This window comes from Chryseobacterium sp. CH21 (assembly GCF_004119445.1).
Classification (GTDB): Bacteria; Bacteroidota; Bacteroidia; order Flavobacteriales; family Weeksellaceae; genus Chryseobacterium.
Genome location: NZ_QICI01000045.1, coordinates 59,753 through 71,853, shown reverse-complemented (window position 1 = coordinate 71,853; position 12,101 = coordinate 59,753). Strand labels below are relative to the sequence as shown.

Below are 12,101 nucleotides of genomic sequence, written 5' to 3'. Positions count from 1 at the left end.
GAGAATGTCACTTTTGTACTATATTTTCAGACATAGTTCTGGCTGTCCAGCATTTTGTGAATGGTGAATTCAAAGGTGTTGAGACTATTTAATGAGATTGCTGTGCGTGTATTATAGAGATTTCAAAGGTAATGGCGGACAGCGTCAGAACTTGTCGTGTTTTTATATTTTTAATTAAAAAGTATCTTCTTCAAGTATTCCTTCTTCAAAATCTTCTCTGAAGAAGTTTTCAATGTCATTGAGATAGTTTTCATAATCCATCTCAGCATTTTCGATGTCGCTCCATTCTATAGTGTAGAGATCTTCATCGAAGAGTATATGGGTATTGTGATTGGGTGTTTCCATGTTTTGTGTTGTAAGGTGTTGGTTATATTTTGAACATATTTCTGGCTGTTCAGCATGAGAGAATGTTGAATTCAAAGGCTTTTAAAAGTTTTTATGGATTGTTGTTTTGTGTCTTTTTGATACTCCAAAGGTAGTAGGGGAGAACGACAAAACTTGACGTGTTTAAAAAATATTTTCCAATTTTAAAATATAATTTCCAGAGCTTATATTGGATATTTATAAGGTAAAAAGCTTATATTTTATTTTTGATGAGTTTCTGAACAATTTGGTTCAATGTTTCTCTGTTATCATCAATATAGCTCAAACCCGCCTGTATCAGGTTTTCAATATTCGATCTTCTTACGTTATCCATTGCTGGAGAAGCATTTTTCAGAGAAGGATTCAGGCGGTAATAGTTCTTCTGGTTTCTAAGTCCCAGGGTTTGAAACATCTGTTCCAGCTGATAATCCACTGTTTCTGCATTGGCAGACATTAAAATGTCGATAATCGGGCTTACCCAACCAATTTTCCCTGCTTTTTCCAGTCTTTTGAAAGGATAAGGTCTTGCTTCAATTCCTGTTCCGATAGATACGATGATCATATCATTTACAGTCGGATGATTGGCTTTCTGATGGTTTTTCAATACTTCTGCAAAAGGAATCTTTCTTGCTTCTGCATAAGCACAAAGAGCAGGATTATTAGCAAACATTCCTCCGTCAATCAGGCTGAAAATCTGTCCGTACATGGATTTGATCTGCACAGGGCTAAAATAGGTAGGAGCTGCTGAAGTCGCTCTGCAGATATCTTTTACAAAGAAGTTATCTGTGCTGAGGTGGGCTTTCCATGAGTTGAAAAGCTTTGCTCTTCGATTCTCAATATCATAACTCGTTATTAAACATGGTTTTATTAATTCTTTTAATTCTAAATTTCCAAAAAAGTCATTTAAGTTTTTTTCAAGAGCTTCCTGTGGAATCTTTTCATTCAATAATCCGAATGGATTGACCAGTTTTTCCCAAAAGGAAACCTGGAAAATGTCGCCACCCTTTTCAGCATATAATTCAAGTCCTTTCTGGATAGAATATTTTGCTTTTCGGGTTTCATCAGGAGATAAAATAATAGAAGCAATCAGACCTCCGGTGCTGCTGCCTGCTACCAGATCAAAATAATCTCCGAGCTTGGCAGTCGGTTTATCATAATACTGAAGCTGCTCTTCTATGTAACGCAGAATAATGCAGGTGATGATTCCCCTTATTCCACCTCCGTCCAAAGAAAGAATGGTTGTCTTTTTCATGTGATATTTTTAATGGTTTGTTAAAAGGACACATGCAATCTTAAATCTACAGAATCCATTGATTTTTCAAAAAATGTTGAGATTCCATACTTGGATTTCATTGCTTTTTTCGTTGTTTTCTTATAAAGCAAAGGTAGGCCGGGGAAGCGACAGAACGTGTCGTATTATATTTAATTTCAAATAAATGATACTAAAAAATAACGTAATTCTGCTGGTCTCTTGGCATCTTCAAAAGCATTCTCCAACTGGTTTTTACAGAGCCTTTTTTAGACGGGATATTCTTTTTTTCGAAGTGGGGAAGGTCCTTAAATGTTTTCCAGTTTCCACCCCAATCCCAGCCATGACGGGCAAAAATTTTCACACATTCGTACCAGTCGGCCACTTTGTCATTGTCCCAGTCTTTTACGGTATCCCAGCTTGCCGTTTTTCCGTCAATCATCAGGCACATGTCTACGGCAAGGCCATAATTATGAATACTCTGTCCTGCCTTTGCATTGGTCACTTTTTTTCCTGAAGTAATTCTTCCGATCGCATACAGCTTTTCCTGTTCTTCAAAAGATCTTAATCCTTGGGTGATTCTTATTTTGGCTCTTCCGGTAAGTGCTTCATCACATTCCTGTATGATTTGTTTTACTTCATCTCTTACCAGCGGGTGAAGTTTTTGAATTCGTTCTAAGGTTACTTTGTCCATATTTCTTATTTTCTTATAGGACAAAAGTATAGCGCGGAAGCGACGAAACTTGACGCATTTTATTTGAATTTTGCTTAAAATTCCATAGTATTCATTCTGAGACAGTAAACCTATTTACATGACTAAAATTAATCTTTCAATATAAAAATGAGAAAAAAAATTGCTTTTAAAAAATAGAAGTAGTAAATATGACAGACAAAAAACACAATATCAAATGCATACAATCTTACCCTTTTTACTTGCTATGGTCGCAGCCATCGTGCTGCTCAATATGTGGGCTACCAAATTAAAAATTGCCTACCCGATTCTGCTTGTTGTATTTGGGCTTCTCATTAGTTTTGTACCAGGTCTTCCGGTAGTAAAAATCAATCCGGATCTTATCTTTTTTATATTCCTGCCTCCTCTTTTATTTGAGGCTGCCTGGTCTATTTCCTTTAAAGAAATGAAACGTTGGTGGCGTATTATCGGAAGCTTTGCCTTTTTAGTGGTGTTTTTTACAGCACTGGCAGTAGCGGTAACGGCTAATTACTTTATTCCCGGATTTACGCTTGCTCTCGGATTTTTGCTCGGAGGGATTGTGTCTCCACCTGATGCTGTAAGTACAGGAGCAATTATGAAGTTTGTAAAAATACCCTCCACAACTTCCGCTATTCTGGAAGGTGAAAGCTTATTGAACGATGCTTCTTCATTAATTATATTCCGTTTTGCTTTAATTGCTGTTGGAACGGGACAGTTTATATGGCAGGAAGCCTCGCTGGATTTTTTATGGATGATTATCGGAGGTGCCGGAATCGGCTTAATATTGGCCTGGATCTTTGTACAGGTTCACAAAAGGCTCCCTACAGAAGCCGCTTCAGATATTGCTTTAACCATTATTGAGCCTTATCTTATGTATTGGATTGCAGAACAGTTTCACGCTTCCGGAGTGTTAGCTGTTGTTGGTGGAGGTCTGTATATGTCAGGTAAACGATTAATATTTCTCAACAGTACTAGCCGTATTATGGGATATAGCGTATGGCAGAGCTTTGTATTTATCCTGAATGGTATTGTATTCCTGATTATCGGGCTTGAACTTCCTGAGATTGTTGGCGGATTACGGTCGGAAGGAATTCCTTTGAAAATTGCCATTCAATATGGAGTAATAGTAACCGGTATTTTGATTGCCGCAAGAATAATAAGTTCCTATGCTGCAATGCTGGCCACATTGATTTTTAGGCCAAGTGTGGCTCCCCGTGCTTCTTCTAACAGAAGGCGTCTGATGATGCCTCTGGTGCTTGGATGGACAGGGATGAGAGGAGTAGTTTCATTGGCTGCAGCACTGGCAATTCCGATTACCCTTGAAAATGGACTTCCTTTTCCGAATAGAAATCTTATCCTGTTTATTACTTTCGTTGTGATTCTGTTGACATTGCTTGTACAGGGGCTTACGCTACCATACCTAATAAAATATGGACATGTGTTTGATGATTTTGCAGAAGACGAGAAAGATAAAAAAGTAAGAGAAGAAATAAAACATAAACTAAAACAGCACGTTTATCACTTTCTTAAAAATAAACATGAGAACGAACTAAACGGTCACGCCGGATTAGAAAGAATGCTGAAACATTGGGAGGAAAAAATACAGACCAATGAGACCGAATGGATGGATGAAAATACAAAAGATATCTTTTTTGAAATGCTGGAAAGTCAGAGACAGTTTCTTTCAGAATTGAATAAAGATATTTCCGTGAATGAAGAAATTATCCGTCATCAGCTTTATCAGATTGACCTTGAGGAAGAACGTTTGAGAATGATCTAATCTGTGTAAAAAACTAATGTTTTTTGAATACAAAATTAAAGCGCTAATGCGACAAAACATGTCGTGTTTAAAAATTTTATTTATTTGTTTTTCAGACTGTTAAATATGATGTTAATTGTAGCCTAAAAGATCATTTTATTCTTTAAAAACTATAATTTTGTATAGATATTTACTATACAATTGTCATGTACGCTCTGGTAGATTGTAACAATTTTTTTGTTTCCTGTGAAAGGACTTTAGATCCTGAACTTGAAGGTAAACCCGTTGTGGTACTTTCCAACAACGATGGATGTGTTGTGTCCAGAAGCAAAGAAGCAAAAGATCTGGGAATTCCTATGGCAGCCCCTGCATTTAAATACAAAGAGCTTTTTCAGAAACATGATGTGAAAAGTTTTTCCGCAAAATTTGAACTGTATAATTATAAAAGCCAGCAGGTCATCAACATTGCTAAATCCTATGTTCTAGACCATGAAGTGTACAGTATTGACGAGCTTTTTCTTGATTTGACAGGATTTAAGTACATTGATATTTACGCATATTGTCTTAAAATCAGAAATGAGATTTATGAGAAAGAAAATATTCCGGTAAGCATAGGAATTGCTCCTACTAAGACCTTATGTAAAGTAGCGAACAGAATTGTAAAAGATTTTCCGGATAATTTTAAAGGAGTATATATCATGGATACTCCTGAAAAAATTGAAAAAGCCCTGAAGTGGCTCAACATAGGAGATGTATGGGGAATAGGGCGAAGACTGGCTGTCAAAATGAATGACAGTGGTATATATAAAGCATGGGATCTTCTTCAGAAACCTGAAATGTGGGTCCGAAAAATGATGGGAATTCACGGAGTAAGAATGATTAATGAATTAAAAGGAATTCGTCAGCTTGAACTGGATGCCCCTTCTCCAAAAAAATCCATAGCGGTTACCCGAAGTTTTATGCAGATGCTCACCAAGAAAGAAGAAGTACGGGAAAGAGTAGAAACTTTTGGAATGTATTGTTCAGAAAGACTGAGAAAGCAGAATACCTGCTGTAAAATGATCACGGTTTTTGTACAGACGAACCGATTCAGAAAAGACCTGCCCGAATATAAAAATGCAATGACCCGCATTCTTTCCAATCCTACCAATTCATCTATTCTGATCGGAAGAGTCGTTAATGAACTTTTCGAAGCCATTTATAGAGAGGGATTTCACTATAAAAGAGCTGGAGTGATGGTGAATGATTTTGTTCCTGAAGATCAGAGACAGATCGGTCTTTTTGAAGAAGATATTCAAAATCAGCACCTTCCTGTGATGAAAGCCATGGATGCTATGAACAGAAAATATGGAAAAGATAAAGTACGCCTGGGAAGCATGAGCGGAGAAAATACTTTTGGTCGTGCAAAGCTGTCCCCGGAATATGAAGCCTTTCTGAAAAAGAATACATTGCCGGAAGCGAACTTCAGATTTCATTAAGAATTATTTTAATTTAAAAGTTCTGTTTATTTTTCAACTTCATTATTTTTATCGAATGGAAAATAAATGTGCTGATATCAACAAATTATTACAAAAACTTTCTCAGGAAGAACTTTCTGGATATGAATTTGTTGATTATTGGGATGCTGATACAACAGCCTTAGGATTGCAGAAAGAGAATATCATTATTTATATTTCAACATTTAATTATACTAACGCAGATAGTTATTATCTCGTTATTGAAGAGCTCGAAACTGGAAATGTTTTGAAGTTGGAAGATAACAGATCATACCATGAACTTATTGAGGATATACAACCTTTTCTGAGATAATCTTTTTCTTCAAAAAATAAAAATTCTTTTAAAATTTACAACAAAATAACACGCTGGTTTTATTTTAAATAGTAAAATTCCGTATTTTGATAATGTAAAATAAAGTATTATTTTATTGTTTATCAGCGGTTTATGTTTTTGTGGTTGATGTAGGGCTATTGTAGGACATATGCTTTTACATTTATCTTTGGCCAAGAATTGTACACGTTTTAAAACCACAAATTACATGAAAAATCTAAGTATTTTGATGAAGGGAATACTTTTTCCTTTGTGCTTTATTATCAGTTATTCAAAAGCGCAGGTAGGTATTAATACTTCAAACCCTCAAACCACTTTCCATGTGGATGGAGCAAAAGATAATCCCTCATCCGGAGCTCCATCTTCTATTCAAATAGCTAATGATGTCGCCATCACTTCTGCCGGGGAAATAGGAATTGGAACGTTAACGCCAGCTGTTAAGATAGACACACGCTCAGTATCAAATTCAGACAACTCAATCGGAATAGGAGAGACCAGCCAAACCGCTTCAGCGGCAGGTGGAGGTGCTGTAAGATATAATCCGCTGAATGGCGGAAAAATGCAATATTCTGATGGTGTAGTATGGCAGGACCTAATCTCTTCCCCTACCAAAGCGGTAGTAGTAGCCAATCTTCAGGCCGCCAACTTTGCAGTTAAAATTCCCTATCAGGTTTCTACAGGGATTGCGGGATGGACGGAGGTTTCCGATCCCACAGGAAATTTTACTCCCGGAACAGGTGTTTTTACAGCGCCAAGAACAGGAGTATATCTTGTTTCTTTTACGTATGACTTTGTAAGAATTCCTATCGTTTCAGGCTATTTTTCAGAAGCAAGATATGTTGTGAATGGAAATACTACCGTAAAGAAATGCGTAAAATCTTATTCCAATATTTCAAAACAGGCACAGGTGGCCGGATCCTGTGTTGCCGGAGTTCAGCTGAATAAAGGGGATATCCTTCAGCCGTATATCTATCAGTCTGTTTATAACGGAAACCTGAGTCTGAGAACAGATACCTCTTCCGCAAGCAATGAATATGGCTTCGTAAATCTTTCTATTTTAGAACAATAACACATTTGATATGAGAAAAAAATTAGGATTGGCTTTCATCATTTGCTTTGGCATAGGGATAAAGGCTCAGATAGGAATCAATATGTCTTCTCCAGAAGCAACAGTACATATAGACGGACAAAAAAACACCACTATTTCTACACCTCCCAGTTATTATGATGATGTAGTTATTACTTCTTCGGGAAATGTGGGGATAGGAACAAAATCTCCCAAAACAAGACTGGATCTGAGATCAGGAGAACGCTTAAACGCAATGGGAATTGGCGGAACTTCACAATCAGCTTCTGCAGCAAAGACCGGGGCGATGAGGTATAATTCCGGAACTCAGGATCTGAGCTATTCTAACGGAACAGCATGGGTAACATTGGCTCATAAAGCTCCCAATGATTTTGTGGATGCAGAAAATGCTTCTACACAAAGTTTCAGCGATGGAGTACAGACAACAGTTATCGGTTGGACTAAGAAAACAGATGTGAATAGCAGTTTCAATGCAGGTACAGGAACTTTTATAGCTTCAAAAACGGGAGTATATATTGTCTCATTTACCTTTTCACTGAGTTCGGGAAGCATTGCGGATGATTCAAGGTATGAAACGCTGATTCAGACCAATTCAACGTCTTCAGCAACCGGTAAAGTATTCAAATGTGTAGGAAGCTACCCGGGAAATAATACCATCGGAAACCGTGTTGCAGGAAACTGTTCCGGGATTTTTAACCTGAATCAAGGGGATAATATTACGGTAAGCCTGAATCAAAAATTAGGAAGTTCAAAAACACTTGATACCGATTCTACACTGACTTCTCTAAGTATTTTCGGATTATAAAAAGAAAAATGATGAAAAAGAATTGTTTACTGATTGTAATGACTTTAAGTTTCCAGTGTGTATTTTCACAGATTGGAATCAATACCCCAAATCCACAAGGTATTCTGCATATTGACGGGCAGAAAGATAATCCTGTTTCAGGATCGACATTTACTCCGGCTCAGCAGGCTAATGATATTCTTGTGAACAGCGCGGGAAAAATAGGAGTGGGAACTTTGAGCCCTACTGTAAAAGTAGACGCCAGAAATTCCGGAAACGGAGCCATTGGTTTTGGAACTTCTACCCTCACGGCAGTTGCAGCAGATGAAGGAGCGATACGCTATAACAACGGAGTGGAGTATTCCAACGGAAATGAATGGCTTCCTTTGCTAACAGCCCAACCCGCCAGTAATAAAGTAATTGTTATTGCAGCTAAAACAACGAATAACGTGAAGCTTGCAAGCCCTGCCACACCAACAGTAACTGCCGGTTTGCAGAACAGAGCAAGTAATTATCTTGTAGACTGGAGCAAAACCTTTGAAAGTAATTCCGGGACGACTTTCAATGCCGGAACAGGTATTTTTACAGCTCCCAGAAACGGAATTTATGTGGCTACGTTCACCACAGACCTGGCTCCAATGGCCATTAATTATACTACAGATCCTTTAAATCCTATTCAGATAGAAGCTATCTGGCAGCTTTATGATAATACCGCAGGATTGACTGCCGCTAATATTGTCAATACCGTAAAATGTGCCAATACCATGTCCTCCAACAGTGTGGGGAATATTGATGCGGGAAGTAACTGTACTGCTTCTTTCTATATGACCGCAGGGCAGAGGCTGATGCCTTACATCTGGTTTAATTTAAATAATTCAAATGTTGCAAATTTTTCGCTCAACAATACGGGTGGCTATAATAATTTGACTATAGCAGAACAGTAATCAGGAGATCTCGTCAAGGGTTTTAATAAAAGCAGACGGATGCATCCCTGTAATCTTTTTAAATTCAAGAGAAAAGGCACTGTGAGATGAATACCCTGTGATTTCAGCAAGGTGATTGATCTTATATTTTCTGTATTGAGGTTCATTTTTCAACTGATTGACAATATAATTGATCCTCAGATGATTGATATATTGGTTGAAATTGAATTTTTTATGTTTCTTAATAACTGTTGAAAGGTATTTTGTGTTGATATTTAGTGTGTTAGCAAGATTGTAACGAGAAATGTTTTTGTTGTTAAACTCAAGGTTTTCTTCAAAAATTTTTAATCCATCTAGTATGTTTTCCTCTACTTCAGGCGAAATTTTTATTTCTGTCGGAGTAGGGGTGTTTTTTGTCTGGATATCCTCAGAAGTTTCCTGTGGATCTTCCTCATACACAACAGGTGAAATTCCTTCTCTGTAGATTTTAGCAACCGCTTCTTTATGTTTCTTACGAAGACGGATGGTGTTGAAAATCACGGCTCCTAAAACAATTAGCAGAGCAAGACATACTATAATAAGCCATTTTGAAGTAGAGTGGCTTTCGTTGAGCTGCTGATGAAAACTTTTCTCTTTTTTAGATAACGTTTTGTTGACAGCCATGGATCTGTTGTAAGCAACGCTGTCTTTTAATTTAAGGTTTTCAATTTTATATTTCTCGGTATTGGACTCGTCATGAAGTTGGGCATATGCTTCTTCAAGATTCTTGGTCACCTCAATCTTTTTTTCATTAAAACCGTACTGATCTACAATGGCGAGAGATTTCTGAAAGTACAGCACCGCACTGTCCGGTTTATTCTGTTTTGAAAAAGAAAATCCAATATCATTAAGAATGTTGGCTCGAAGATAATAATTGCTTTCTCCCACTAAGGAAAGAGCGTTTGCAAAATAATATTTAGCTTCCTTGAATTTTTTTACCTCAGATAAATTATATCCCATATTGGTATAAGCAGAAATCAGTAGTTCATTTCGTCTGTTTACATTTTTAAGCTTCTTAAATTCCTGAATGGCACTTTTAGAATAGTACTCTTTCTCTTTATATTGGTTCTTATTGAGGAGAATCAGAAAAGAATTAAAGATCATTCCTTTCAACTCATGTCCCTCTTCGGTATTATTGTTTTTTACTTCTGCTAAAGCATTTCGGAGACTTGTGGAAGATTCTCTAAGCAGTCCAAGCTTTGCATACTGGGTTCCCTGCATTCTGTACGCCAGTGCTTTTCCAATGCTGTAATTGCTTTGAGTAGATACTTTAAGTGCTTTATCCGCAAAATCAAGGCTTTTTTCAGCATCAGATTTCAAATAACTGTTGAAAGACTTTAAATAATAAGCCTTTGCAAGAAATTCCGGGAGATTTCTCTTTTGTGCAGAATCTATAATCTTATTCAGAACAATTTCCGAGCTGTCAGGATTTTTAGAGGAAAGCATGCGGGCATACTTGTATTGTCCCTCAAAATCAAATGTTTGAGCGAATGTAAAAAATGAAATAATAAGGAAGAAAAAGAGAATAATTTTTTTCTTCATTGTGCGTGTTTTTTATTTTTTCTGGTACTTCCAGTTTCGGCCTTTACCTTCGGCTATCCATTCCAAAGACTGTTCCAGTCTTTTATTTTTGGTAGCTTCTGTTTTGGCCTCGGAAACCCATGCAATATACTCTTTTCTGAAAGATGGTGAAGCTTTTTCAAAAATTTCTTTTGCTTTTGGCTGGGTATTTAAAGCTGACTGAAAATAATCCGGAACATCCATTTCTATTTTGGATGGAGGAGCTTTTTTCATCGTAACTCCCATGTCTGTAAGCTCCATGGCTTCTTGAATAGCTCTTTTCAGCTGAGGTTTGGATGGAAGGTCTTCAAGGCGTGTTATTTTTCCTAAACTGAACATTGAACTTTTTTCAGCAGTTGTTTCTATTTCCTGTAAAGTTTTCATTTCCTGATGCAGCCAGAATCCCAGACTGCAATATTGTTTAAAAGCCGTGATAGAACACAGAATTTTTCCTTTATACATAAATGTAGGAAATTTCCATTTGATCGCTTCTTCTGCATCAGGGCAGGCTTCGTGAATGGTTTCACGAAGATATTCTAAGATCGGTTTTGCAAAATCCGGAGATTTTTCAATATATTCATCAACGTTTACGCTGTGTTTTTCCATGGTATTTATTGAAATAGTTGTACAATTTCATTCACAAAGAATCTGACCTGGTCTGGTCTTCCTCTGTCATTTTTAGGGTTGTTGGAATAGCTTCCGGTTTTTACAATAACGATATTGTGTTCCGGAATCATGATAATATACTGGCCCTGTAATCCCAGGAAATAATAATGTTTGATTGGGTTGTCATGATTGATCCAAAGTCCCATTCCATAGATATTTTCAGACTTTTCAGTAGGAGTTCTCATCTGTTCAATAAAGTCTGTATTGAGGATTTGCTGGTCTCCAACTTTTCCGTTATCCAGAAATAACTGTCCCAGTTTGGCAAAATCTCTTGCATTGGAATGAATACAGCAATAGGTTTTTTCCATGCCGTGATCGTCTGTACTCCATTTAGCATTCTGCTCCATTCCCAAAGGAACCCAGAATTTTTCTGATAAATAGCTTGCCAGCGGCATATTCAGAGCTTTTCGAAGAGCAAAACCAAGAAGCTGTGTGGAACCGCTTTGGTATTCAAATCTGACTCCCGGTTTTTCTTTAAATTTTCGTGAGAATACTGCTTTTACAAGGCTTTTTCCATAATAAGCTTTTGCATTGGGTAGAAACGGATTGTTATAATTTTCATCCCAGTCCAGCCCGGCTTCCATTTGAGCCAGATTTTTAAGGGTTACCTCATTTGCGAAAGGTTTATCTTTAAATTCAGAATAAAAATCAGATAGCTTTTCATCAATATTCGGAATAATGCCTTCTTCCAAAGCTTTCCCCAACAACATCACAGTTACAGCTTTTGCCATCGAAAAAGAATTGGTCTGCGAGAGTTGATTGTAGCCTTCCCAATACTGTTCATGAAGAATTTTTCCATTTTTTATCACTACAAAAGCGGCTGTTTTGGAATGTTTTAAGTTTTCAACTAAATGTTTAGGTAATTCCTTTTTATTGTAATCAAGATCTTCTTCCCAGAGTTTGGGTTCTTCTGTAGCAATAGGATTGCTTGGAAAAAGATTTCCGTCGTCAATGTAAGCACTTGATTTTCCTTTAAGATAGGTTTTGGAAATACCACTAAATAAATAATCATATCCCAGAAAATAAGCTGCCGCAGCACCTGCTACAGCTCCGCCTATCATATACTTTAGTATTCTCATCTTTTCATGAATGGGTCTTTAACAAATTTAGAATAATTTGGTTATAAAAATTA

12 protein-coding genes are annotated in these 12,101 nt (G+C 37.0%); 6 read left to right on the top strand and 6 right to left on the bottom strand.

Annotated elements, in window-relative coordinates:
- Nucleotides 1-174: 174 nt before the first annotated feature.
- The 3 genes from BOQ62_RS08680 to BOQ62_RS08670 all read right to left on the bottom strand — a co-directional run bounded on the left by BOQ62_RS08680 (nt 175) and on the right by BOQ62_RS08670 (nt 2,306).
- On the bottom strand, nt 175-420 hold the full coding sequence (locus tag BOQ62_RS08680; protein WP_129038711.1) for a hypothetical protein: 246 nt from the start codon (nt 418-420) through the stop codon (nt 175-177).
- Nucleotides 421-577: 157 nt separating this feature from the next.
- Nucleotides 578-1,615 carry a patatin-like phospholipase family protein gene (locus BOQ62_RS08675; protein ID WP_129038709.1) on the bottom strand — a complete coding sequence of 346 codons (1,038 nt, stop codon included), beginning with the start codon at nt 1,613-1,615 and terminating at the stop codon, nt 578-580.
- Nucleotides 1,616-1,805: 190 nt separating this feature from the next.
- Nucleotides 1,806-2,306 (bottom strand): M15 family metallopeptidase, encoded by a 501-nt coding sequence (locus BOQ62_RS08670; protein WP_129038707.1) that lies wholly within the window; start codon nt 2,304-2,306, stop codon nt 1,806-1,808.
- Between the two features lie 214 nt (nt 2,307-2,520).
- Here BOQ62_RS08670 and BOQ62_RS08665 point away from each other — a divergent pair, with 214 nt between their 5' ends.
- The 6 genes from BOQ62_RS08665 to BOQ62_RS08640 all read left to right on the top strand — a co-directional run bounded on the left by BOQ62_RS08665 (nt 2,521) and on the right by BOQ62_RS08640 (nt 8,725).
- Entirely contained in the window at nt 2,521-4,104 is a 1,584-nt protein-coding gene (locus BOQ62_RS08665) for a Na+/H+ antiporter (RefSeq protein WP_129038705.1), read from the top strand.
- A 185-nt stretch (nt 4,105-4,289) separates the two neighbouring features.
- On the top strand, nt 4,290-5,561 hold the full coding sequence (locus BOQ62_RS08660; RefSeq protein WP_129038703.1) for a Y-family DNA polymerase: 1,272 nt from the start codon (nt 4,290-4,292) through the stop codon (nt 5,559-5,561).
- A gap of 55 nt (nt 5,562-5,616) precedes the next feature.
- The gene (locus tag BOQ62_RS08655; protein ID WP_129038701.1) at nt 5,617-5,892 is read left to right on the top strand and encodes a hypothetical protein; all 276 of its coding nucleotides are present in this window, start codon (nt 5,617-5,619) and stop codon (nt 5,890-5,892) included.
- A 226-nt stretch (nt 5,893-6,118) separates the two neighbouring features.
- On the top strand, nt 6,119-6,979 hold the full coding sequence (locus tag BOQ62_RS08650; protein ID WP_129038699.1) for a hypothetical protein: 861 nt from the start codon (nt 6,119-6,121) through the stop codon (nt 6,977-6,979).
- A gap of 10 nt (nt 6,980-6,989) precedes the next feature.
- Nucleotides 6,990-7,802: a hypothetical protein gene (locus BOQ62_RS08645; protein WP_129038698.1), complete on the top strand. Its 813-nt coding sequence runs from the start codon at nt 6,990-6,992 to the stop codon at nt 7,800-7,802.
- 8 nt (nt 7,803-7,810) lie between these two features.
- Nucleotides 7,811-8,725 carry a hypothetical protein gene (locus BOQ62_RS08640; protein WP_129038696.1) on the top strand — a complete coding sequence of 305 codons (915 nt, stop codon included), beginning with the start codon at nt 7,811-7,813 and terminating at the stop codon, nt 8,723-8,725.
- Here BOQ62_RS08640 and BOQ62_RS08635 read toward each other — a convergent pair whose 3' ends face one another.
- From BOQ62_RS08635 to BOQ62_RS08625, 3 genes are read right to left on the bottom strand one after another with little or no spacing between them, the layout of a single operon-like run.
- Nucleotides 8,726-10,285 (bottom strand): helix-turn-helix domain-containing protein, encoded by a 1,560-nt coding sequence (locus BOQ62_RS08635; RefSeq protein WP_129038694.1) that lies wholly within the window; start codon nt 10,283-10,285, stop codon nt 8,726-8,728. It lies immediately after the preceding gene.
- A gap of 12 nt (nt 10,286-10,297) precedes the next feature.
- The gene (locus tag BOQ62_RS08630) at nt 10,298-10,909 is read right to left on the bottom strand and encodes a YdeI/OmpD-associated family protein (protein WP_129038693.1); all 612 of its coding nucleotides are present in this window, start codon (nt 10,907-10,909) and stop codon (nt 10,298-10,300) included.
- A 5-nt stretch (nt 10,910-10,914) separates the two neighbouring features.
- Nucleotides 10,915-12,048, bottom strand: coding sequence for a serine hydrolase domain-containing protein (locus BOQ62_RS08625; RefSeq protein ID WP_129038691.1), 1,134 nt, complete (start codon nt 12,046-12,048; stop codon nt 10,915-10,917).
- Between the last annotated feature and the right edge of the window lie 53 nt (nt 12,049-12,101).